The sequence below is a fragment of the Pedobacter glucosidilyticus genome, from assembly GCF_002483235.1.
In the GTDB taxonomy this organism is placed as follows: domain Bacteria; phylum Bacteroidota; class Bacteroidia; order Sphingobacteriales; family Sphingobacteriaceae; genus Pseudopedobacter; species Pseudopedobacter glucosidilyticum_B.
Map to the genome: position 1 here is coordinate 107482 of NZ_DLHN01000029.1, position 24559 is coordinate 132040.

A 24559-nucleotide genomic window follows, 5' to 3' on the forward strand; every position below is an offset into this window, starting at 1 on the left:
GTTTTCTATGTAAAAACGTTGAGTTATGAGTCAATAACATTCACTTATAAAAGCTACTCTTTTTTTAGCACTTTACTAAAAAAATTCTCTCCCTTTCCTTGTAAACTTAGGTAATAAATTCCACTAGCGTATTTGGCCAAAGAAACTCGCATTTCATTTTGTATAGGCGATACAGCTATGGTTTCTAATGTTTGCCCGCTTTTACTAATAAGTTTTAAAACCTGGTAATCTCCTTGATTAAAATTTAATATTACCTCGTTAGTAGTTGGGTTTGGATAAACTTTCACCTCAGTTGTTAACAACTCAAAATTTATAGACTTTATCCCCAAAAGGTTTATTTCGCCATTTAAATCTATCTGCTCTAATCGATAATAATTTATCCCCTTACTTGGTTTATCATCTTCATACACGTAATTATTTTGTTGAAAATTTTTAGCATTAATTTTACCTAATTCCTTAAACGCTATCCCGTCATTAGAACGTGAAATTATATACGTTTTAGCGTCAATCTCAGATACTGTTTGCCAAGCCAATAAAACACTATTCAACTCTTTTTTGAGTGTAAAATTTACTAAGGTAACAGGTAATGTCCCTTGTGACTCATAAGCCCCAATATCAATTTGATTATCAACCCGGTTATTTCCTAATAAATCTATATTACCAAATGCCACCAAATTATACAAGCTATTATTACCAGCATTAACTGCGCTACTGTTTGGTTCAACCTTAAAATCTTTAGTATTGATATTTAAAAATTGTGGATCAGTATTGATTAAATTAACAGGAGGTGTTGTAAAAGCCAGCTGATTGGTGCTGTTTAAAATACTATTATTCAAAGTTGAGGATAAAGGAGCTGTATTCACATTGGTAATAGCATTTTGAATAGGATTATCTGTCCAAATAATACTATTATTTAGGGCGATACTTTTAGCAGAATTAACCTCAATTAATGTCCCGTTAGTGTTATATAAAGTTGAGTTAATAATGTTCAAATCTGATTCTTTATTGTAAACAGCAGCTCTATCATTATCGTAAAACAAAGAATTAATGATGGTAGATTTAGCTCCTAACAATAACCCTACAGCACTTCCATTACCAGTAGATGCAAAGCCAGCAGTTGTACTATTATCTTTGAATATACATCGGTTAATAATTAATTCGCCCAATTTATACCCACAAATTGCTCCGCCAGTTGCGCCATTTGTACCTCCTTGAAAAAAATTATTTACTGAATTTCCTTCGAAATAGCTATTATAAATATTCGCCTTATATTCACCAGTATTTACCCCATCATAATAGAAAAAAAGTGCTCCGCCTTGGTAATTACACCTATTATTTATAAAACTACAATTTTGTATTTCTATTGATTCTGATCCGAGATTAAAGGCCAATACTGCAATTGCCCCTCCTCCTGCTGTTGAAAAATTATCTATAAATTTACAATTGTTTATGGTAGGTGTATTATTAAGGTTTAAATCATCAGCCGCAATAAATAAAGCGCCTCCCCAATATCTAGGATAAATATTATTATAAACAAGTCCTGAATTTGCATTACCTCCTGTGATGGTAAATCCATCAACAACTAAAGAATTATTTAGACTCTGCCCAACTGGGGTAACTATAGACAACACATGATAAGAATTATCTATAGCACTTGTATTATCACCCAAATTTCCACTCAGTATGGTTTCGTTATTACTAATATTTCTTTGAGAAAGGGCGGTTTCTGTACCAGCAAATCCCCCATAAAGTTTGATATTTTTTTTAATCAAAAAAGTCTTATCTCTATCATTAGATGCTGGATTTGAAAAGTCAGAAGCATCTCTTATCGCTATAAGACTACTTGGTAGGTATGTACCAGAAGCAACCCAAATCTCATCATTTTCAATAGAGAGGTCTATCATCGCTTGCAAATCTGAAGAGGCGTTTACCCAGCTGCTACCATCGGCAGTACCAGAAGCAACGGATTTTACATACCTAATGGTTTGTGCAGATATTTTGGTAAAAGATAGGCAAACGATAAATAGCGTAAATATTTTTTTCATATTTAGTTGAATTTGATTTACTCAAAATTATAGCGCACACAGTCGAAATGTTTACCCAAAACGCATTTTGATTTATCCAAAACGCATTTTTTTGAAATTTTCCTATATATTTAAAACAAAAACCTTCCGAAAAATTTAATTAAATATGGAAACGCCAATACTCGTAGAAGAATTAAAAGATTACCCTTTTGATGAGGTAACCAGATTAAATTGTGAGGATGATATGCTCAAATTTAAGGCTCCTGTTTTAGGCGAAAGTCATACTGCATTAATTCCATTAACTCCTGGTATTTTATTAGCTTATTATGCTGGAAAACCTGAAGAAACTTATCAAATGAGATACAGCCAATATTTTCAGGATAAAATTTTAATCAGTCTAATGCTTTCTGGAAACTCAACCCATCATCTACAGGGTAATTTAGAAGTAAACCTTAAAAAAAATCAATCTTTTATTTATGCCATTAAAGAAGATGGTAAACTATCTGTAGTAGAGTATAAAAAATCAAAGCGTTTTGAAGTAGCTTCGCTAATATTCGATCAAGAAGCCTTTCATCTATGCTTAGATAAATTCTTTGATAAAACTCAAAAGAAAGAAAAAGAAGCTTGTTTAAAAGCATTCTTTTCTGGTAAGCAACCTGGCGAATTGTTTGATATTACCAATGAAGTAAACCTTATTATCAAACAAATTTTAAGTTGTAGGCTTATTAAAAATTTTAGAAGAGTTTATTTGGAGTGTAAAGCCTATGAATTAATGGCTTACTATTTCCAGTCTATCTCCTTTGTAAATAATTCTGAAATATACTTCTCTGCAGATGATATAAAGAAGCTTCAAGGAATTAAAAGCGATTTAAGCACTTATGATTTGGAAGATATTTCTGTAGAAAACTTATGCAAAAAGTATGGGATAAATAGATTTAAACTTACATCAGGTTTTCAAAGTCTATTTAACGTATCTATCATAAAATTTTATCGCAAACAAGTTTTACAAAGAGCATTTAATGATATCAAAGAAAATAGAATAAGTATAACTGAAGCCGCTTTGAAATATGGGTATAACACCCCACAATCCTTTTCAAGAGCCTTTTTCAAAGAATTTCAAATCAGACCAAGTGCAATTTCTTAGTCTAAACTTAAGTCAGAAGAAAAAAAAGATTTTAGCTTAAATTTTGATAAAACTATCACAACGTACTAACATAAAAAAAGAGGCTATCTCAAATATTAATTTTTGAAATAGCCTCTTTCTATTTTATCGGTTATTAATCAATAACATTCACTTTAATCATATTCGTTTTTCCTTTTTTCTCAATCGGGATAGACGCTGTGTTGATGATAAAGTAGTATAACTTATTTCAAAGCGCCTCAGAATCTTCTATAATTACGCAGTTAGCATCAACTAGATCTATATCTAGTGAATATTCAGGCAAAGGACCACAAATTGTTGGTAAAATTTGGTCGTCAGGTGTTTTTATTACATCGTTAACCTTCAAATAGATTATTTTGCCTACAGTATAATCACTTGGTAAACTCCTGACTGCATAAGACTTTTGATATTTTATACCTTCGTCCCCAATCCATTTAGAATTTGGTAAACTGGGACTCCCTTTCATAACTTGGATAACCCCACCGCAACCAGTAGATTTATTAAGTACCTTTGCTCGGTAGCAATTGTCTTTAAGGTTATCAGACTTCTCACAACTAGACAATGTTATTGTGTAAAACACAGCGAAATAAGCAATTAGATTTTTCATAAAGTATAGACTTTTTAAGTTTTGGAAAATAATAGTTCATCACCTTTATCTTAATAAAACGATAGATTTTTATTAAAAAGAATCTAGTTTAACAATAGTAGCAGCAGTATGATGTTTTTCTTTTTAAAGCCAATAATTTAAAATATTTTTTTTTCATTAACAAATAACTTTAAAAATAATTACACTTTCTAAAATCAGATACACTTTTAGAAGCTTATTTTAGCCTCTTTATGAAAAGAATCCTAATATTTTAAACAAAAAAACCCAACTTTTCGGCTGGGTTTTTCTTTATATAAACGCTAATTTATCAATCAATAACATTCACTTTAATCATATTCGTTTTTCCTTTTTTCTCAATCGGGATAGACGCTGTGTTGATGATGATATCGCCAGACTCAATTAACTTCTCTGCTTTTAAGATTTTGTTAACCTCGCTAATGGTGGTATCGGTACTATCAAACTTATCATAGTAAAAACCTCTTACTCCCCAAAGTAAACTTAGGGTGTTTAACAAATTACGGTTTGATGTAAAAATATAAGTACCTGCTTTTGGTCTATGACTACAGATTTGGAAAGCAGTATATCCAGAAGATGTCATCGCAACAATACCTTCTGCATTGGTTTTATCTGCTAAAAATACGGCAGAGCTACACACTGCATCAGCCATATAAGTTGGACAGCTCTCGTCTAATTCTTTGTTTTTGTAATACGGATAAGAAGTATTTTCAACATGGTTGATGATTTTGCTCATCGTCTCGATAACAATCAATGGAAACTCACCTACAGAGGTTTCACCACTTAACATCACTGCGTCTGCACCGTCTAAAACAGAGTTTGCAACGTCATTCACTTCAGCTCTGGTAGGACGCGGAGTAGTAATCATACTCTCTAACATCTGCGTAGCAACAATTACAGGTTTTGATGCTTTATTACATTTCTGAGCAATCATTTTCTGCAAAACAGGAACCTCTTCCATTGGCATTTCAACACCTAAATCTCCACGGGCAACCATTACACCATCTGTAACTTCAATAATAGCGTCTATATTATCAATGGCTTCTGGTTTCTCAATTTTGGCAATTACCCTAGAAGTTTTACCACTTCTGCTAATGATACGCTTTAAATCTATAATATCTTCTGCTTTTCTTACGAAAGATAAACCAATCCACTCCACATCATTTGCCAATGCAAAATCAAGATTTACCAAATCTTCTTCAGTTAAAGAAGGGATAGAAACTTTCGTATTTGGAAGGTTTACACCTTTTCTACTGGTTAAAATACCACCATGTAAAACCTCACAAATAACGGTATCTTTTCTGTTGGTTTCAACCACACGCATTTGCAATTTACCATCATCCAATAAGATAATTTCTCCTGCTTTTACATCCTGAGGGAAGGTTTCATAAGTGATATAAATTTGGTTATCATCACCTATACACTCATTGGTTGTAATTTTAATTTGTGTACCATTAATCAGGTTAATACCACCATCTTTTACTAAACCAATTCTAATCTTTGGACCTTGTAAATCTGCCAAAATACCAACATTGGTTTTATATTTTTGATTGATTTCTCTGATAATATCAATCACTTTTTGATGATCTTCTGCTTTGCCATGAGAGAAATTTAATCTACAAACATCAACTCCGGCTTTAATTAAGGATAATAAAACGTCTTTATTTGAAGTAGCCGGACCTAAAGTAGCTACGATTTTGGTTCTTTTTTGAACAATTTTCATTTGCTTTTTTTATTTTTTTAATGGTTATGAAGCATTCATGATATAAAATTATATCCTTCTGGAATAATTAGCAAAATCATGATGATCTCATATATTTTTCTGATTTTTTGGTTTAACTATTTTTTGAATCTACATAAAGATTCTAATTCAAAAGTAGTGTATTTTTTACACCAACTCAAATTCATCTGCTAAAAAATAAGATTTTCCTTAGATTTTAGCTTCCTAGGATTCACTTCTACAGCTACCTGAATGTCTTCTATCCGCTTCAATCCTTCCAGAAAAAAACTCAAATCTTCATCATCAATAAACTCTTTAATCAGCACAAAATAATCGGTTTCTTTAAGTTCTGGTACCAAATATCCCCCTAAACCTTTATTAGCAATAAGGTAATATGCTGGTGCAAACTCATCCACATGATACAAGTAACGAGAATAATACTTCGTGTCCAAACCAGTGTAGGTAATCTCTAAATCTTCTATTTTTTCGAACTCAAATTGTAAGTTTTTATTGATCTGATAGCACAGTCTATAGTCCTTAAGCGGAGACGTTATAGAGATTAAGATGAAATCAAAATCAAGTTCTAGCTTTAAAAATTTCTTATTCAATATAATTAAGTTTAATTTAGCACTGGAAACCTTAAATAAACCGGCTTGCTTTTTGTCAAAATTAGAGGAAAAACAAAAAGGTTTGATATTTAATAGAATTTATTTTTCTTTGCACAGAATTAATTAACCATTAAAATAGAGTATTATGTCTGATATCGCTTCAAGAGTAAAAGCAATCATCGTTGAAAAATTAGGTGTTGACGAGAATGAGGTAACACCAGAGGCATCTTTCACCAACGATCTTGGTGCTGACTCGTTAGACACCGTTGAACTAATCATGGAATTTGAAAAAGAGTTTAACGTGGCTATCCCAGACGATCAGGCTGAAACCATCAGTACTGTTGGCCAGGCTATCGCTTACTTGGAAAAAAATGTAAAGTAATTTAACTCTTAACCTAATAGATGGAGCTAAAGAGAGTTGTTGTAACAGGACTAGGTGCGCTTACCCCGATTGGTAATACCGTTGAAGAATATTGGAACGGTTTAATCAACGGAGTAAGCGGTGCCGCTCCTATTACTCGTTTTGACACAGAGAAGTTCAAGACAAAATTTGCTTGTGAGCTGAAGAATTTTGTCGCTGAAAATTATCTCGACAAGAAAGAAGCCCGTAAATTAGATCCGTTTGTACAGTATGCACTAGTTTCTACTGAGGAAGCTGTAAAAGACGCTGGATTAGATTTTGAAAAACTTAATACCAACAGAATCGGAGTGATCTGGGGAGCTGGTATTGGTGGTTTAAAAACTTTTTTGGATGAAATTACTGATTTTGCAAAAGGCGACGGAACACCAAGATTAAATCCCTTTTTTATTCCTAAAATGATTATTGATATTGCCGCAGGGCATATCTCTATCAAATATGGTTTAAGAGGTCCTAACTTCGCATGTGTTTCTGCATGTGCTTCTTCTACCAACGCTTTAATAGATGCTTTTAACTACATCAGGTTAAATAAAGCAGATATTATTGTTTCTGGTGGTTCAGAGGCTATCATTAATGAAGCTGGTATAGGCGGATTTAATGCGATGCATGCACTTTCTACCAGGAATGACGATCCTCAAACTGCTTCTCGTCCGTTTGACTTAGACAGAGAAGGTTTTGTTGCCGGTGAAGGTTCTGGAACCATCATTTTAGAAAGTTTAGAGCATGCAAAAGCAAGAGGTGCCAAAATTTACGCCGAAATAGTTGGTGGCGGCATGAGTGCCGATGCAAACCACATTACTGCACCACACCCAGAAGGGCTTGGCGCTAAATTGGTAATGCAAGGTGCACTAGACGATGCTGGCTTAACCACTGCAGATATTGATTATATTAATGTTCACGGAACATCAACCCCACTAGGTGATATTAGCGAAACAAAAGCTATTGGAAGTCTTTTTGGTGAAGATGCTTATAAACTGAATATTAGTTCAACAAAATCAATGACAGGTCACCTATTAGGTGCTGCCGGAGCAGTGGAGTCTATAGCTTCTATTTTAGCCATTAAGCATGGCATAGTGCCTCCAACAATCAATCATTTTACAGATGATCCTGCTTTTGATCCTAAGTTGAATTTTACTTTTAATAAAGCTCAGAAAAGAGAAGTAAGGGCAGCATTAAGTAATACTTTTGGCTTTGGTGGACATAACGCATCGGTAATCTTTAAAAAGTACGAGGATTAGTTATTTAAAACTGTTGCGTTTCTGTAAATCTATACATTCATGAATACGTACAGCGCTTAAATAAATGCCCTTATCAAGAATCTATAAATTACACCTTTCTCCTGACCGTAAATACGTTAAGGCGCTAAAGAATTTATTAGGATTTGTGCCTGGAAACCTTTCTTTATACAAGATGGCTTTCAGGCACAGATCTATTGCTTTAGGCATCAAACGTGGCGGAAAAAACAGTAATGAAAGATTAGAATTTTTAGGCGATGCCATTTTAGGAGCCGTTGTTGCCGAAGTGCTTTTTAAAATGTACCCTTACAAAGAAGAAGGCTTTCTTACAGAAATGCGCTCTAAAATTGTAAGTAGGGTAAATTTAAACCAATTGGGCAAAAAACTAGGTTTTAACGAGCTGATAGAATTTGACCCTACCACCGTAAACATTACCTCAAAACAAAGTTCTTTATTGGGCGATGCCTTTGAAGCTTTAATTGGAGCCGTTTATTTAGATAAAGGTTATAATTTCACCAAAGATTTCCTTATCCAAAGGATTATCAAGCCTCATATTGATATCCACACTTTAGAACAAACCGAAACCAATTTCAAAAGTAAGTTGATAGAGTGGTGCCAAAGGCACTCTAAAGATATTGTGTTTGAACTTATCCCCAACCAGGAGGGAGATAATGCAAAACTTTTCTCTATACAGGTGCTTATTGATAACGAACCTATGGCAACCGGTATAGATTTTAATAAGAAAAGTGCTGAAAAACTAGCCGCAGAAAAAACTTGCGAGCTATTAGCCATCTAAGCATCTTGTTATTTCATCTCTCTTTGATGTCATAAACTGCTTTAAGTTTTAACTTCCTGTTTAATCTTGTTATTTTTGCCGCTTAAATAAGCAGAAAAGCGAAATAGTATATGCCCGTAAAGATTCCAAATAATCTGCCAGCAATAGAAATCCTGAAAAAGGAAAATATATTTGTGATTAATGATTTAAGAGCCAATACACAGGATATCCGTCCTATGCGTGTACTCATTCTTAACTTAATGCCTATAAAAATTACGGCCGAAACAGATTTTGTAAGGTTACTTTCTAATAATGCCTTACAAGTAGAAGTAACCTTCTTAAGGCTAGATTCGCATAAATCAAAAAATACATCAGAACAACATCTTGAACTGTTTTATAAAGTTTTTACCGATATCAAGGAAAACTTTTATGATGGGATGATCATTACAGGTGCCCCAGTAGAGATGCTTAAATTTGAAGAAGTAACCTATTGGAAAGAAATTACCACCATATTTGATTGGGCTAGAAAACACGTAACCTCAACTTTATACATCTGTTGGGCATCGCAAGCGGCACTTTATCATTTTTACGGAGTAGAGAAAATTGCATTAGATAAAAAGCTATTTGGGGTTTATAAACATAGCGCTACAGAAAAAACCAACCCACTATTTAGAGGTTTTGACGATGAGTTTTTCATCCCTCACAGTCGCCATACCACCATGCGAAAAGAGGATATTGCCAGTAAAGAAGGGGTTTCTATTTTATCAGAATCTGCAGATGCTGGTGTAGCTATCATTTCTTCCAGAGGAGGACGTGAATTCTACCTCACGGGACATTCTGAATATGCGCCTTTAACCTTGCATGAAGAATATAAAAGAGATGTTAAAAAAGGTTTGGAGATAGCCATGCCAGAAAATTATTATGTGGCTAATAATCCTAAAAACCCCCCTTTAGTATGCTGGACCAGCCATGCCAATCTACTTTTCAATAATTGGTTAAACTATTTTGTGTACCAAGAAACACCTTATGATTTAAAAGATGTAGAACATTTGGGTGATATTAAAGTGAATAGTTAGGGAGTATAATTGGAATAGATGACCTTCCAATAAGTTTTTTGATTAAAAGAACCTAAATGAACTTTAAACTACCACTATGCTAAACAGTTAATTGGAGGTTATTTTTGAAGCACAATATATCTTTTCAAAACTACTCAAATCAACGGTTACAATTTGTTGACATGGCTTTTGTATGATACAATCCTGACTAAATTTTGTAGTATCAATTGATAAAAAAATACTGTCACTTTGAAAATCTTCAGGTAGATTAGATATGGCAATTACATGATCGTAACTTATACTATTCTGAACCCAATTATAGCCAATATTTTTATCAATTATTTGAATTATTGCGTAACTCGGACACTGTTTAGCTAGCACTACACCTTTGTAGGTTACTTTTGGATCAATATTTTCCTTTTTTAATAAATCTTTCTCACAACTAAAACTTAAAAAAGAAAGGAAAGTGATAATGGTTAATTTAAAATAGACAGACTTTATCATAGTGATTTTAAGTTTACTAATTTCATCTTATTTACTCCAAATTAATTTACCACTAGACCTATTATTTTCAAAATCCGTCCAAATACTTTGCTCAGAATTAGCTGATATTAAAATCATACCCGAACAATTATATAAGACCCTATTACAACTACCTATAGATGATGCTAGATTTTCAAAATAAAAAACTTTCTCCCCCATGTAATCATACATGGTAAGCTTAGCCCCTGAATAAATTTGACTACATGCCCCTTTGCCTGCTACAAGTTCCTGAGCCCAATTAAGTTGACGAAATGAAGAAACTCCACATGCGTTAAAATTATCGCTCTCTATTAATGAGCTATTTGTATCTTCACAGCTCATCAATATTATAGACAGTAGAATCATAATGTAATTTTTCATATTGTAAAATATTAATAGTTAGATGTTAATTGAATTTAGTTAAAGCTCTTTTTAGATAATACGTTGATTATAAGAAAAAGACACGGCTGATAACAATTACGGAGTCAAGTTAATGCTTATAGTATTTTGATAATTTAGCATTAAATCTAATTAGATATTATTCGCTTAAATAAACATCAAACACAACCTCATCGGCGTTAACCTTATCTATGATAATACCAAAATAAAAATTACCTAACGCAGTATAACCTCCATTCTCTATAGCAACTTTATAAATGTAGTTATTACTTCCACATTCTTTCTGCCATGTTTGGCTGATTAAACTGCCTGCTATCCCTCCAATTCTTTTTTTCCCAAGAAGAAGCGTATACTTATTATAATCTACATGAAATCGCTCTTTATCTCCTTCTGAAATAAATACTTTTTCATCAAATTCAGCTTCAGAGTTAATAACTAGATACTTATCCTCATCATCACTATTAACAATTCCTAAAGAAGGATAATTTCCAAAATCAATGGTTTCAAAATCAAGAAAGCCACAATCTGTCTCTTGTTTTTCACATCCAGAAAAATATAAAGGAGCTATAATTAAAGAAAATAAAAGGAGCCTTGAGTTTTTCATAAAGTAAAGATTTTAATTAATTACGAATCTTATGGGTTAGCTGCTACAATGAAATGATTTTAATATAAAATTTAAAGAAACATGACTCAATTACAATCCTATAAATAGGATAACAAGCTACTTTTTATGCTCCTTAAGATATTTCTGATAAGAATCCTTAATATACTTAATCACATCATAATCATTCCAATAGGTTACTTGGTTGGGTTTGGGTCTGTATAAGAACATAAACTCTGCTACATCCTCATCTTTTATAGGAATATGTTTCATAATCAGCCATTTATTAAACTTCCTGTCTACAGCACTTTCGGCATTTTCTCTGCTGATATAATTGACAAACCTTTGTGCATTATTAGCATCTTTACTTAAAAGCTCGTGTATGGCTGTTAATGGATGAAATATAGAAAACAACAAAGGCGGACTACCATTAAAATAAACACCTTTACTTCTAAAATCATCTAAAACTTCTTTTTGGTCGGCTTTTTTTGAAGGCTGCCTTACCACCACTTCATCTAACTTGATAACACCTTTTAAATAAACTACCAAATTTTGCTTAGCGCTGATATTTTTACTAAACTCCTGAAAACCTTCTTTCTGAATTAAAATCGTATCGCCTATTTGTGCAGGAATGGCAAAAACGCCCCATTCATCACTTTTTAAACTCGCTTGTGTTCTTTGATTGATGATATTCACATAAGGTAATCTTTGCTTATTTAAATCGCTAAAAACAACACCTTTAAGGATAAACTGCTCTTGTCCATAAGATCTAGACAAAAGCGCAAAGCATAAGTAGAAAAACAGCAGATACCTCATAGACCTTAAATTTAAGATTAACTTCTTTAAGCACCCTATATTTTAGCTTTTTTAACATTTGTAGGATACAGAAAAGCCATATCCATTTAATAGATTAATTTTTATCTTTGCAAATGTTAAAATCAATGACTGGTTACGGATCGGCAACTAAAGATCTGGACAGCGGAAAATATACCGTAGAAATTAAGTCTCTCAATAGCAAGTTTCTAGAGCTTAACCTGAAACTCCCTAAAGCCTATTCTGAAAAAGAATTTTTCTTAAGAAACGAGTGCAATAAACAAATAGAAAGAGGTAAAGTAATGCTTTCTATCAATATAGAAAGTAATCAGGCTGGTGCTAAAGCAGCTACCATCAACCAAGATTTATTAAAATATTACTATCAAGAACTTAAAAGCACCGCTTTAGAGCTAGGTGAAAATACCGATAACTTATTAAGCCTGGCCATCAACTTACCGGAAGTGGTAAAGTATGATGAGAATGCCGTTTCTGAAGAAGAATGGAATCAGGTTTTGGCAACTTTTCAGACTGCTTTAGAGAATTTTAAGAAGTTTAGAGCAGACGAAGGTGAGGTTTTAGAAAAAGATTTGATTTTACGTATCGAGAATATTTTAACGCTTTTACAAAAAGTTGAAGTTGACGAACCTAACCGCGTACCTGTTTTTAAAGAAAGATTAAACACCTATTTAGCTGATGCTGTTGGCAAAGAAAACATCGATAACAATAGGCTAGAACAAGAAATTATCTACTATATAGACAAGTTTGACATTACCGAGGAAAAAGTAAGATTAAGAAGCCACTGCGATTATTTCATTAAAACTTTAAAAGATAAAGATGCCAATGGTAAAAAATTAGGCTTTATCTCGCAAGAAATAGGTAGAGAAATTAATACCATGGGCTCTAAAGCTAATGATGCCAATATCCAAAGAAACGTGGTAAGCATGAAAGAAGAATTAGAAAAAATTAAAGAACAACTGTTAAACGTATTATAGAAGCTGAAGGCAAAAGGCTAAATGCTTAAAGCTTTACTCAATACTCATATCTCAATAAATGAAACAAGGCAAACTCATTATATTTTCGGCACCATCTGGTGCAGGTAAAACCACTATCGTTCATCATTTACTGAATAAATTTCCGGATAAAATTTCCTTTTCTATATCGGCAACTACCAGACAATTAAGAGGCGATGAAGTAAATAACAGAGATTATTATTTCATCAGTAATGAAGAGTTTTTACACCGCGTAGCTAAGCATGAGTTTGTAGAGTTTGAAGAGGTATACACCGGAACTTTTTATGGTACTTTAAAAAGTGAAATCCAAAGAATTTGGGATGAGGATAAGCATGTAATTTTTGATATTGATGTTGAAGGTGGTTTAAGATTAAAGAAAAAATTTGGTGATGATGCCTTGGCCATTTTTGTACAGCCGCCATCTTTAGAAGTTTTAGTAGAAAGATTAACCGGCAGAGGTACAGATTCTGCCGAGAAACTAGCAGAGCGTATTAAAAAGGCAGAAAAAGAGCTTGATTATGCTTCTAAATTTGATGTTATTTTAAAAAATTACGATTTAGATATCGCTTGTAAAGAAGCAGAAGAGTTGATTTTTAATTTCATTAACGGTTAGTTGAGCAGATGAAAATTGGTCTATTTTTTGGCTCTTACAATCCTATTCATACCGGGCATTTGATTATTGCTAATTATATGGCCAACCATACCCCTTTAGATAAAGTTTGGCTGGTTGTTTCTCCGCATAACCCTTTAAAAGATAAAAAAGACCTCATTCAGGTTTATGATAGACTTGAGATGGCAAAAATAGCTACTGATAAAAGCCAAAACATCAGCGTAAGCGATATAGAACTTAAATTACCTCAGCCATCTTATACCATTGATACCCTCACACATCTAAAAGATATTTATCCAGAACATGATTTTGTGTTGATTATGGGTGCTGATAATCTGAAGAGCCTTAAAAAATGGAAAAATTATGAGCTTATTTTAAGAGATTATCACATTTATGTTTACCCAAGACCGGGTTATATTGATGAAGAATTTAGCCATCATCCATCGGTAACCATTACCCAAACGCCATTGATGGAAATCTCTTCTACCTTTATCAGAAAAGCCATTAAAGAACATAAAAATGTGCAATACTTCTTATCAGAAGAAGTGTTGGAGTTTATAGATAGTAAAAGTTTGTATAAATAATCTACCTCTGTTATGAAAGATTATTTTTATATTTAATTATGGAAATAACAAAAGATGCTATGCAGCATATTGTTAATCATATGCTACCTAAAACAGATGTTGCCCTTGTTATTGATAAAATATTATTAATGGCTAAGCTGGATCATGCTTTCCAAGAGCTTGAAGATGGCAAAGGTATATCTGATGAAAAACTAGAACAAGAAATGAATGAATGGTTCAAAGAAAACTACGATTAAAAGTTCTACCAACTGCCATTTCGGATCTTAAAGAAATAGCTTCATACATCGCCATCAATTCTCCAAAATATGCTAAAATTGAAGTCGACCGTATCATTGCCTTTCTTAGAAAAATTCCAACTCATCCACTAAAAGGAAAAAGTTTTTTCTATAAAAATATAGAAGCTCATCAGCTTATATTTAAGCATTACCTAATTATTTATAAAATTGATGACGGTTTTATTATAATACTTACTATTCATCATACCGCAAGATTAATTGCTAATCATCCAAATCTTGATGACAATGCTTAAATTTACAGCTTAAGTCATAAAAACCATGTTTAAATTACAATTGCCAACAGACCCATTTTGGGTAAAAAATGTGGTAGAAAGTAATATCGAAGAAATTTTAACAGACCACGCTTACTGTGAGCAAAAGGCAGCTACCAACGCCATAACCCTCATTATCCAAAACCCAAATGTGCCAGAGCTGGTACAAGAAATGGCAGAATTGGTAAAAGAAGAAATGGACCATTTTAAGCGTGTGCATGATATCATCATTAAAAGAGGATATACTTTTGGCAAAGAGCGTAAAGACAATTATGTAAACGAGTTGCTAAAATTCTTGAAAAAAGGTGGAGGCGAAAACCAAAGAACAGAAAACATGGTAGACCGTCTTTTGCTTGCCGCGATGATAGAGGCCAGAAGCTGCGAACGCTTTAAAGTGCTATCAGAACATGTTGCAGATAAAGAATTAGCGGCTTTTTACCACGAGTTGATGATTTCTGAGGCTACACACTATACGCTTTTCATCGGCCTAGCCAGAAAATACGGAAATGGTATTGATGTAGATAAACGCTGGCAAGAATGGCTAGATTACGAGGGCATCATCATCAGAAGCTACGGAAAAAGCGAAACCATACATGGCTAACATCCTAAAAAATGAAAAAAATTAAATGGGGAATTTTAAGCACAGCAAAAATTGCAACAGATAGGGTTTTACCTGCACTTGTAGACTGTAAGTTTACACAAGTTGATGCAATTTGCTCTAGAGATTTAGCACAAGCACAAAAAGTAGCTCGTCTTTTAAATATTGAAAAAGCATATGGCAGCTATGAAGAGCTGTTAAATGATAAAGATATTGATGCTATTTATATCCCTTTACCCAATCATTTGCATGTTGAATGGAGCATAAAATGCTTAAAAGCAGGCAAACATGTTTTGTGCGAAAAGCCTATCGGTTTATCTAGCAAAGAAGCAGAAACCCTGCTAGAAACTTCTAAAAAATATCCTCATTTAAAAATCATGGAAGCCTTTATGTATAGGTTTCATCCGCAATGGATACATGCAAAAGAGCTGGTAAACCAAAAGTGGATTGGCGATTTGAAAGTTATCCAATCTTTCTTCTCTTACTATAATGTAGACCCTCAAAATATTAGAAATAAAGCAGAAATTGGCGGTGGCGGGCTGATGGATATTGGCTGTTACTGTATTTCGCTTTCACGATTTTTATTTGATGCAGAACCTTTACAGGTTGTGTCTACCATAAATTACGACCCTGTACTAAAAACCGATGTCATATCAACCGGAATGATGCAATTTGAGAACGGAGTATCAAGTTTTACTTGTTCTACCCAATTGGTGCCTTACCAAAGGGTAAATATCATTGGAGATTTAGGTCGTATAGAAATAGAAATCCCTTTTAATGCTAAACCTTTAGAGCCAGCTAAAATCAGCCTTTACAAGGCCGATGAACAAAAAGATATTTTCTTTGACATCAGTAACCAATATACTTTACAATTTGATACTTTTTCTAAAGCTATTTTAGAAGATAAAAATGTACCAACGCCTTTAGAAGATGCTTTAAATAATATGAGGGTGATGGAAGCTATGTTTGCTAGTGATAAAGATAGATGTTGGAAACATATCAATAAAGCGTAAGAAATGATAATCTGTTTTCATAATGAACCAAATGTGATAACTCATACACGTTAAGAATTATCTATCACCAAATCATGTTCCAATAGATATAAACTTCCTGGAATTTTCAGCTCAAAAAGCTAAAATATCTCCCGATTTATTAGTTTTTTATCAATCATTTGGATAAAATAAGTCTCTGCTCTTTCAAAGTTCTGATTATCAACTACATTATTTTTAATAATTTTTAGCAACTGTTTAACAAGTTTTATATATAATTTATATATTCAAACAAAAATTTAACGCCTCACTTTATTAGCTCTAGTAAATTCGTTTAATATTGAATAAAATTCAATTTTAGAACTTATGTGCATTAAAATAAAATATATGAGGCTAACTCTACTTGGATTATTTTTTACGCTTATCATCTCTGGTGCTTATGGTCAGAATATAGACCAACAAACCATTAATATAGGCGGAAACACTTTCAAATCGGCACAATATCAATTTGATTGGAGTATCGGTGAAGGCAGTTCTATAAACTCTTTTACCAGTCAAAATAAATTATTGATAACTTCGGGCTTACTACAACCTAAGTATATTCCAACTTTTATAGTCCCTTATACAGGGCAATCATGGACTAAAGAAGAAGTCGTTATATATCCTTTACCTACAAAAGATTTTTTTGACATCAAATTTGAACTTAACAGTATTGGAGAAATAAATCTCAAACTTATTGATCAGTATGGCAGACCCATACAAACCAGAGTTCTTAATTACACTTTAAATAGTAAACCAGAAAGATTTGATATTTCTAATTTAGCGCCTGGTATTTATTACCTAACAGCTCGTATGGGTCTACCTTTCTCTCCTACTAAAAACGGAAGTTTTAAAATTATCAAGCTTTAAATAATACGATATGAGAAAAGTTCTACTTGCAGTATTGCTTACTTTATTTTTTGCTAGCTCATTATGGGCTCAAGCTCCACTACAGCTCAACTTTCAGGCTGTAGCCAGAAATGACAGGGGAGAGCCTATTGTGAATCAAGGAATTAAAATAAGATTATCCATCAGAGATCTAAGTCCCACCGGTACCACTGTATATAGTGAGACAAGAAATACTTCAACCAATATAGTAGGATTATTTAATGTGGTTATAGGTAGCCCAGGAGCAAGTCCAGTAAATGGTTCTTTGAGTACCGTTAATTGGGGCTTAGGTAATAAATACTTACAATTAGAAATTGATCCTTTAGGTGGAAATAATTTTATTGATTTAGGCGTGACGCAATTACAGTCTGTTCCCTATGCTTTAAATGCTTATTCAGCTAATCCTATAGGTCAGGCATCTGGAGATTTAACTGGCGTTTATCCAAATCCATCAATTGCTAATGGAGCTATCACAACAGCAAAAATTGCTGATTTGAGTATTACGGATGTTAAAATTGTTGGTGTTAGTGGATCTAAGGTTACGGGGGATATTACAGGCAAATCTGGAAATGTTACAGGTATTGTTGCGATTGCTAACGGTGGAACCGGAGCCGTTGACGTAAACAGTGCAAGAGCAAATCTCGGCATTCAGAATACAGATAATACAAGTGATATCAATAAACCAATCTCCAATGCAACTCAATCCGCTTTAAACATCAAAGTGAACATTGCTGATACTGCTGCTATGCTTGCGCCTTATGCAAAAACCGCCATTACCAACGCAGCCATCGCTACCAAAGTGAATATCGCTGATACGGCTGCTATGCTTATGCCTTATGCGAAAAGTGTAGCCACTAATGCAGCTATTGCTACCAAAGTGAACATCACCGATACAGTTGCCATGCTTGCGCCTTATGCAAAAACCGCCATTACCAACGCAGCCATCGCTACCAAAGTAAACATCGCTGATACTGCTGCTATGCTTATGCCTTATGCAAAAAGCGCCATTACCAATGCAGCCATTGTTACTAAAGTGAATATCGCCGATACTACGGCCATGCTTGCACCTTATGCAAAAAATGCAGCCACTAATGCAGCTATCGCCACTAAAGTGAATATCGCTGATACAGCTGCTATGCTTGCACCTTATGCGAAAAATGCCATTACCAATGCAGCTATCGCTACCAAAGTAAATATCGCAGATACTACGGCCATGCTCTCGCCTTATGCGAAAACCGCCATTACCAATGCAGCTATTACTACTAAAGTGAATATCGCCGATACAGCTGCTATGCTATCGCCTTATGCGAAAAGTGCTATTACCAATGCAGCTATCGCCACTAAAGTGAATATCGCTGATACTACGGCCATGCTTGCGCCTTATGCGAAAAGTGCTGCCACTAATGCAGCTATCGCTACTAAAGTGAACATCGCCGATACAGCTGCTATGCTTGCACCTTATGCGAAAAGTGCCATTACCAATGCAGCCATCGCTATTAAAGTGAATATCGCCGATACGGCTGCTATGCTTGCACCTTATGCAAAAAGTGCCATTACCAATGCAGCTATCGCGACTAAAGTAAATATTGCTGATACTACGGCCATGCTTGCACCTTATGCAAAAAGTGTAGCCACTAATGCAGCTATCGCCACTAAAGTAAACATTGCTGATACGACTGCTATGCTTTCGCCTTATGCAAAAAGTGCAGCCACTAATGCAGCTATTGCTACCAAAGTGAACATCACCGATACAATTGCCATGCTTGCGCCTTATGCAAAAAGCGCCATTACCAATGCAGCTATCGCTACAAAAGTAAATATTGCTGATACTACGGCCATGCTTGCACCTTATGCGAAAAGTGCCATCACCAACGCAGCCATTGCCACTAAAGTAAACATCGCTGATACGGCTGCTATGCTTGCGCCTTATGCGAAAAGTGCCATTACCAATGCAGCTATTGCTACTAAAGTGAATATTGCCGATACTGCTGCTATGCTCTCGCCTTATGCAAAAAGTGCCATTACCAACGCAGCTATCGCGACTAAAGTAAACATCGCCGATACAGCTGCCATGCTTTCTCCTTATGCGAAAAGTGCCATTACCAATACAGCCATCGCGACTAAAGTGAATATTGCCGATACTGCTGCTATGCTCTCGCCATATGCGAAAAGTGCAGCCACTAATGCAGCTATCGCTACAAAAGTGAATATAGCTGATACAGCTGCTATGCTTATGCCTTATGCAAAAAGCGCCATTACCAATGCAGCTATCGCTACCAAAGTGAATATTGCTGATACTACGGCCATGCTTGCGCCTTATGCGAAAAGTGCTGCTACTTTAGCGTTAATAAATGCTAAAGCACCTATTGCTTCGCCAACCTTTACCGGAGTACTAACCGCTCCCTCTATTGTAAAATTAAATGGTAAAGCTACCGAGTTTCTAAAAGCTAATGGTAGTGTAGACAGTACTGTTTACCTCACTTCAAGTGGGGCTGATTTTGAGAATGATATTACCGTAAATGGACTAAAAGTAGGAAGAGGAGCAGGTGATAATAACCAAAATTCGGCATTCGGTGTAGACGCACTTGGTGCTGGAACTGGAAGTGGGAATACCGGAATAGGCTATTTTTCTTTAAAATCTTATAGTGGCTCAACAGCAGATTATAATACGGCCATTGGATATTCTAGCGCTTTAGGCTTAACTACTGGTCAAAGAAATACCGTTGTAGGTGCAGAAGCTTTATCTGCCTCAACTACTGCCCATGCTAATACAGCCGTGGGAGCTCAATCTCTTCAAAATACTACAGGAGAAGACAATACTGCCATAGGACAACAAGCTGGCTCAATCATTACCACTGGAACTAGAAATACTTTTATCGGAAAATCAGCTAATGCCAGTGCTGCAAACTTAACCAATACTACGGCTATTGGCTACGGAGCAGTAGCTAATGCCAGCAATACCATACAACTGGGTAATAGCAGTATCACAAATGTTAATACCAATGGAGCACTTACCGCTAATGCTGCTATAAGTTCAGAAATTACTTCCAATCTTGTTATAACTTCAGCAAATGCCGAAGAGTATAAGGGAAAAGTGCTTATTTGTAATCCTACAAGTCCTATCACCATAACATTTAATAACGCTTTACCTATTGGTTTTAACTGTATGGTTTTACAAAAGAGTGCTGACATCAACAAAATAAGTTTTAATGGTGGTCCTGGAGTTTTAGTAAAAAACAGATACAATTTAACATCAACAGCAGGTAATTATGCTATAGTAACCATTGTACACATAGGAGACAATATTGTAGTTACAGCTGGAGATATGCAATAAATTTTAAAGCTTTTATAAATTAAGATATGAAAAAAGTTCTATTTACTTCATTACTAATCATGTTTGTGGGTACATTTACCTTTGCCAATAACCTAATTATGGGAGTACCCTCCATTGGTGGCAGTACAGTATCCTTTACCATCAAATGGGATAACAGCTGGAAAGTAAGTGCCGGACCGGCAAACTGGGATGCTGTATGGGTATTTGTTAAAAGACAAAATTGTGATCAACCTAACCAAAATCCTTGGCTACATGGGCAGCTTGCAGCATCTGGACACAGCGTTACAGGAACGCAGTTACAAGTTGATTTACCAACCGATCAAATGGGTGTTTTTATCAGAAGAAATGCAGACGGAATAGGCAATATCAACGAAGCTACAGTAACCTTAACGCTTTCTAGCCCTATTGGCGCAGATAATATTGGCGTATACGGAATTGAAATGGTAAATGTTCCTGAAGGAGAATTTTTTATAGGCGATGGTAATAATCCTTCTAGTACTAACAGAATAAACTTCACAGATGGAGCTACAGATAATCCATTAAGAATAACTGCCGCTATACAAGCAGCAGGAATAGGTGCTGCTACAGTATATCAAAAAAGTGGCTTTGGTAGTATAGGGTCCTTACCAGCAACTTTCCCATTAGGTTATAATAGCTTTTATTGCATGAAATATGAGATTACAACAGGTCAATATGTTTCATTTTTAAATAGTTTAACTTATAATCAGCAGCTACGTCTTCAGGAAGATCCTAACGCTACTCCTCCATCTTCTCCAATAGGTACAGTAATAAATGCCCGCTTTGGATATAGAATAGAAATTAAAACACCAGGAATTTCTACCACCAGTTTAACACCTGCCATTTATGGAAATGATGCTACAGATGATAATAATTTCGACCAAGAAAATGATGGTATAGGACTACCCGTTTCTATTCGGGTGAAAGATTTTTTAGCTTTTTTAGATTGGGCGGCATTAAGGCCTATGACAGAATTTGAATATGAAAAAGCCTCTAGAGGCCCTCTCACGCCTGTTTTAAACGAATATTCTTGGGGTACAACAGATTTAAGACAGTTCAATAATTATGCGGTTAACAACAGATTTACTTCTTCAGAAGTATTATCAGGAAGCGGTTTAGGAATGGCTAATGTTGGCTCTAATACTTTGTACAGAGTAGGTATAACAGCCACCCCTATAAGTGACCGACTAAATGCTGGTGCTACCTATTATGGCATAATGGATATGACAGGGAGTGTTTTTGAAAGATGCATTGGGGGTTTAGCTCATAATTATGCTGCTTTTACAACAGCTAATGGTAATGGTCAAATTACCACTGATAGTTTTGCTGACGTGATTGGATGGCCTCTATCAACAGAGGTAAACACTTATGAAACTTATTATCCAAGAAGAGGAGGTTCATGTAACAGATACGAAGGCATAGGCATATCTAACAGACAGTGGTCTAATTTCTCTGACGGCAACCGAGACTTTGCATCAGGAGGCAGAGGTGTTCGTTCTTTTTAAGTAAGATATAAATTGATGAAGAAAATATTCTTTTTGCTTGTTTTTCTTACAGCTTCAAAATGCTTTTCTCAAATTGCTTTACCTGCTATGAGAGGCGTTTTGAATAAAAAACCACTTACTTTATTTGCTGGTGGTATTGGCTATGGTGCTAATTTTAACCAAAATATTCAAGCATTATGCCTACCTCTACCAGTACAAAGTATTTTTTATGGAGGTACAGGCTATGGAACTCAGCAAAATCTACAGATACAAAACATTTGTCCACCATTAAGCGTCGAGACCATTTTCTATGGAGGTATTGGCTATGGAACTCAACAAAATCTACAAATACAAACAAACTGTAATCCATTACCTGTAGCAAGTATTTTCTTCGGTGGTACAGGTAATGGCATACAACAAAGGATAGTCACTCAAAATACCTGTCCTCCATTATCAGTAGAAAGTATATTTTCAGGAGGACAAGGCTTTGGCAGCCAATACAGCGTCATCACTCAAAATAATTGTATTTATTGATTTGAACACTTATATGTATAAACTTATATAAAACAACACCAGAGATATAAGCTTAACGTAGGATGAACGTAAGATAAACGTAGGATAAACGTAAGACTAGACTTACTTAACACATCTTCTCTTACTAAAAAATCCGATTGATTATCCTTAAGCACCAGAACTATCTATTGCTTCATGGTTGATTTTCATACCCAAAACATTTTTAAGGTAATTATCTATCACTTCAACATCAATAGTATCATGAATAAGGCCTAAATACAAATCTGGTCTAACAATAAAGGTTCGTTTTGTATCAGGCTTTATGCCCATAAATTCAAATAAGGGTTTGTTTTTTTCACTAGGTGGTAAATAATAAAGTTTTACCGGATAGTTTAACTGCATCCACCGAGAAACAGTAAATAAATTTGGCTGTGATAAATAACCGAAAAGGATAACCGAAAAATGCTGGTAATTGGTCCACTGATGTAGTTGGATATCTACCTGAGCCTTCTCATCATAAAAATTAAAATTAGGAAAAAGTTCCCCGGCCTCTAAACTCCTATCTTGACTTAAATGAAGGTTTGTTTTTGCGTTTATCAACTGATAAGCTTTTGCCTTAGGCGGATGTATTTTATCTAATAACCTTTTAAAAAGCGGCTGCTTATAGGCTTTTAAATTCCACTGCTCCTGCAATAAAGCTTTTTCATGTACTTCGGTTACAAGTGTTCTCTGCGTTAAAGTTTTATTTAACACCCCACTAATTCGCCAGCCTAATATCAAAATACTTCTAAAACTTAAATCAAGGTTGTTATTTAAAAGCAAAGCCTTTGCATGGTAAATAAAAGCATCATCTTTAGCTTCATTGTGGGAGTATGTTGCTGGCAGCAAGTTTTCTTCTATTTCCTTTTCAGATGATTTCCAAACTACTGGGCATACCCTACTTGCCAGTAACTTTAAGCTTTGTTCTAAAAAGTTTGAAACCGTAGTCACATCAGCATTATTTTTAATCTGATAACCAAATTGCGTTAAAAAGTGCCCAATATAGTTATCAAAAACCAAGTTTTCCGGGAAATCATCTGGCTTCTCTTGCTCTGCCCAAATACAAACCGATACACCATTATAACTTAAGGCGGTAGCCAAAAATAAAGCCGGCAAATTAATGCCATAAATGCTTACATCGGTATCGGGTTTCAACATTATTTGCTTCTGTATAATAAAAATATGGTAGGCTTTTTATGCAAATCAGGTGCCTCTTTACGCCAATCGCCAATAGATTTGGTCTTTACAAACTCATCCTCAGCAGTTAAATTACTTGCTATACATAACAAGGTATCTGGCCTACATGTTCTCAAAATTTCTTCTAACATGGGGTTATTTCTAAAAGGCGTTTCTATAAATAGTTGCGTTTGCTTAAAACGCTCTGCAAAACCTTCTAAATCTTTAATCTTCTTAGCTCGGGCCATTTTATCAATTGGCAAATACCCTTGGAAAGCAAAACTTTGTCCGTTAAAGCCCGATGCCATTAAGGCTAACAATAAAGAACTAGGCCCTACCAAGGGTGCAACATTGATATTTCTTTTGTGCGCTTCAGCTATAATTTCTGCTCCGGGGTCTGCAATACCCGGGCATCCAGCCTCACTCATCAAACCCACATTTTTACCTTGTTCTAATCCTTTAAAAAAAGGCTTTAAACTCCCCTCTCTACTGTGCTTACCATAGTCGTGAATAATTAAATCGCTTTGTGGCGTTTTTAAACCTGCTTCTTTTAAACATCTTCTGGCTGTTTTCTCATTTTCTACGATATATTCATCAATAGCATTTATGGTATCAACTAAAAAAGGAGTTAAAGACTTTGCAACAGCATTTTCTGCCATTACAACCGGAATAAGATATAAGGTGCCTTTTGTCATACCGCAAAGTACGTGATTTTACAAAAGGAAATACGCAAATAAAAAAATCTAATTTTTGCTGACACCTTTTTATGCATAGTG

Annotated in this window: 26 protein-coding genes; 16 read left to right on the forward strand and 10 right to left on the reverse strand. The window is 34.7% G+C overall.

Going from position 1 to position 24559, the window contains the following annotated elements:
• Positions 1-53 precede the first annotated feature (53 nt).
• Complete coding sequence (locus B2745_RS13470; RefSeq protein ID WP_304067602.1) at positions 54-2045, reverse strand: T9SS type A sorting domain-containing protein; 1992 nt, start codon at positions 2043-2045, stop codon at positions 54-56.
• Positions 2046-2190: 145 nt separating this feature from the next.
• Between B2745_RS13470 and B2745_RS13475 the strand changes: the two genes are divergently transcribed.
• Positions 2191-3168 carry a helix-turn-helix transcriptional regulator gene (locus B2745_RS13475; protein WP_304067605.1) on the forward strand — a complete coding sequence of 326 codons (978 nt, stop codon included), beginning with the start codon at positions 2191-2193 and terminating at the stop codon, positions 3166-3168.
• Between the two features lie 226 nt (positions 3169-3394).
• On the opposite strand, the gene B2745_RS13480 is transcribed toward B2745_RS13475, so the two are convergent.
• The 3 genes from B2745_RS13480 to B2745_RS13490 all read right to left on the reverse strand — a co-directional run bounded on the left by B2745_RS13480 (position 3395) and on the right by B2745_RS13490 (position 6136).
• The gene (locus B2745_RS13480; protein ID WP_304067608.1) at positions 3395-3793 is read right to left on the reverse strand and encodes a hypothetical protein; all 399 of its coding nucleotides are present in this window, start codon (positions 3791-3793) and stop codon (positions 3395-3397) included.
• Positions 3794-4100: 307 nt separating this feature from the next.
• Positions 4101-5531: a pyruvate kinase gene (gene pyk / locus B2745_RS13485; RefSeq protein WP_026905279.1), complete on the reverse strand. Its 1431-nt coding sequence runs from the start codon at positions 5529-5531 to the stop codon at positions 4101-4103.
• Positions 5532-5719: 188 nt separating this feature from the next.
• Positions 5720-6136 carry an IPExxxVDY family protein gene (locus tag B2745_RS13490; RefSeq protein WP_304067611.1) on the reverse strand — a complete coding sequence of 139 codons (417 nt, stop codon included), beginning with the start codon at positions 6134-6136 and terminating at the stop codon, positions 5720-5722.
• Between the two features lie 145 nt (positions 6137-6281).
• On the opposite strand from B2745_RS13490, the gene B2745_RS13495 reads away from it, so the two are divergent.
• From B2745_RS13495 to metA, 4 genes are all read left to right on the forward strand, one after another.
• On the forward strand, positions 6282-6518 hold the full coding sequence (locus tag B2745_RS13495) for an acyl carrier protein (protein WP_026905281.1): 237 nt from the start codon (positions 6282-6284) through the stop codon (positions 6516-6518).
• Positions 6519-6538: 20 nt separating this feature from the next.
• A complete protein-coding gene (gene fabF, locus B2745_RS13500; RefSeq protein WP_304067614.1) occupies positions 6539-7792 on the forward strand; it encodes a beta-ketoacyl-ACP synthase II in 1254 nt (417 codons plus the stop codon).
• Positions 7793-7856: 64 nt separating this feature from the next.
• The gene (rnc, locus tag B2745_RS13505) at positions 7857-8585 is read left to right on the forward strand and encodes a ribonuclease III (RefSeq protein ID WP_304067616.1); all 729 of its coding nucleotides are present in this window, start codon (positions 7857-7859) and stop codon (positions 8583-8585) included.
• Positions 8586-8695: 110 nt separating this feature from the next.
• Positions 8696-9640 carry a homoserine O-acetyltransferase MetA gene (metA, locus tag B2745_RS13510; RefSeq protein WP_304067618.1) on the forward strand — a complete coding sequence of 315 codons (945 nt, stop codon included), beginning with the start codon at positions 8696-8698 and terminating at the stop codon, positions 9638-9640.
• Between the two features lie 87 nt (positions 9641-9727).
• On the opposite strand, the gene B2745_RS13515 is transcribed toward metA, so the two are convergent.
• The 4 genes from B2745_RS13515 to B2745_RS13530 form a co-directional block, all read right to left on the reverse strand.
• A complete protein-coding gene (locus B2745_RS13515; protein WP_304067621.1) occupies positions 9728-10123 on the reverse strand; it encodes a hypothetical protein in 396 nt (131 codons plus the stop codon).
• Positions 10124-10150: 27 nt separating this feature from the next.
• Positions 10151-10522 carry a hypothetical protein gene (locus B2745_RS13520; RefSeq protein ID WP_304067625.1) on the reverse strand — a complete coding sequence of 124 codons (372 nt, stop codon included), beginning with the start codon at positions 10520-10522 and terminating at the stop codon, positions 10151-10153.
• Positions 10523-10679: 157 nt separating this feature from the next.
• Positions 10680-11144: a hypothetical protein gene (locus B2745_RS13525; protein ID WP_304067628.1), complete on the reverse strand. Its 465-nt coding sequence runs from the start codon at positions 11142-11144 to the stop codon at positions 10680-10682.
• A 117-nt stretch (positions 11145-11261) separates the two neighbouring features.
• The gene (locus B2745_RS13530) at positions 11262-11957 is read right to left on the reverse strand and encodes a hypothetical protein (protein ID WP_304067631.1); all 696 of its coding nucleotides are present in this window, start codon (positions 11955-11957) and stop codon (positions 11262-11264) included.
• Between the two features lie 125 nt (positions 11958-12082).
• Here B2745_RS13530 and B2745_RS13535 point away from each other — a divergent pair, with 125 nt between their 5' ends.
• The 11 genes from B2745_RS13535 to B2745_RS13585 all read left to right on the forward strand — a co-directional run bounded on the left by B2745_RS13535 (position 12083) and on the right by B2745_RS13585 (position 22589).
• A complete protein-coding gene (locus tag B2745_RS13535; protein WP_304067635.1) occupies positions 12083-12946 on the forward strand; it encodes a YicC/YloC family endoribonuclease in 864 nt (287 codons plus the stop codon).
• Between the two features lie 58 nt (positions 12947-13004).
• The gene (gene gmk / locus B2745_RS13540) at positions 13005-13577 is read left to right on the forward strand and encodes a guanylate kinase (RefSeq protein ID WP_304067639.1); all 573 of its coding nucleotides are present in this window, start codon (positions 13005-13007) and stop codon (positions 13575-13577) included.
• A gap of 8 nt (positions 13578-13585) precedes the next feature.
• Positions 13586-14158, forward strand: a complete 573-nt coding sequence (nadD, locus tag B2745_RS13545) for a nicotinate (nicotinamide) nucleotide adenylyltransferase (RefSeq protein ID WP_304067642.1) — start codon at positions 13586-13588, stop codon at positions 14156-14158.
• A 38-nt stretch (positions 14159-14196) separates the two neighbouring features.
• Positions 14197-14394 carry a hypothetical protein gene (locus tag B2745_RS13550; RefSeq protein ID WP_304067645.1) on the forward strand — a complete coding sequence of 66 codons (198 nt, stop codon included), beginning with the start codon at positions 14197-14199 and terminating at the stop codon, positions 14392-14394.
• Complete coding sequence (locus B2745_RS13555; protein ID WP_304067648.1) at positions 14370-14687, forward strand: type II toxin-antitoxin system RelE/ParE family toxin; 318 nt, start codon at positions 14370-14372, stop codon at positions 14685-14687. Before B2745_RS13550 ends, B2745_RS13555 begins: the two co-directional genes overlap by 25 nt.
• 25 nt (positions 14688-14712) lie before the next feature.
• The gene (locus tag B2745_RS13560; protein ID WP_304067650.1) at positions 14713-15306 is read left to right on the forward strand and encodes a tRNA-(ms[2]io[6]A)-hydroxylase; all 594 of its coding nucleotides are present in this window, start codon (positions 14713-14715) and stop codon (positions 15304-15306) included.
• A gap of 11 nt (positions 15307-15317) precedes the next feature.
• On the forward strand, positions 15318-16316 hold the full coding sequence (locus B2745_RS13565; RefSeq protein ID WP_304067653.1) for a Gfo/Idh/MocA family protein: 999 nt from the start codon (positions 15318-15320) through the stop codon (positions 16314-16316).
• 363 nt (positions 16317-16679) lie between these two features.
• A complete protein-coding gene (locus B2745_RS13570) occupies positions 16680-17201 on the forward strand; it encodes a T9SS type A sorting domain-containing protein (RefSeq protein ID WP_304067656.1) in 522 nt (173 codons plus the stop codon).
• Between the two features lie 10 nt (positions 17202-17211).
• Positions 17212-20553 carry a beta strand repeat-containing protein gene (locus B2745_RS13575; RefSeq protein ID WP_304067658.1) on the forward strand — a complete coding sequence of 1114 codons (3342 nt, stop codon included), beginning with the start codon at positions 17212-17214 and terminating at the stop codon, positions 20551-20553.
• A 26-nt stretch (positions 20554-20579) separates the two neighbouring features.
• Complete coding sequence (locus B2745_RS13580; RefSeq protein WP_304067661.1) at positions 20580-22076, forward strand: SUMF1/EgtB/PvdO family nonheme iron enzyme; 1497 nt, start codon at positions 20580-20582, stop codon at positions 22074-22076.
• Positions 22077-22091: 15 nt separating this feature from the next.
• Positions 22092-22589, forward strand: a complete 498-nt coding sequence (locus B2745_RS13585; protein ID WP_304067664.1) for a hypothetical protein — start codon at positions 22092-22094, stop codon at positions 22587-22589.
• 147 nt (positions 22590-22736) lie between these two features.
• On the opposite strand, the gene B2745_RS13590 is transcribed toward B2745_RS13585, so the two are convergent.
• Together B2745_RS13590 and B2745_RS13595 are read right to left on the reverse strand one after the other, a co-directional pair.
• Positions 22737-23765: a hypothetical protein gene (locus B2745_RS13590; protein ID WP_304067666.1), complete on the reverse strand. Its 1029-nt coding sequence runs from the start codon at positions 23763-23765 to the stop codon at positions 22737-22739.
• Positions 23765-24478: an SAM-dependent methyltransferase gene (locus B2745_RS13595; protein ID WP_304067668.1), complete on the reverse strand. Its 714-nt coding sequence runs from the start codon at positions 24476-24478 to the stop codon at positions 23765-23767. Before B2745_RS13595 ends, B2745_RS13590 begins: the two co-directional genes overlap by 1 nt.
• Positions 24479-24559 lie beyond the last annotated feature (81 nt).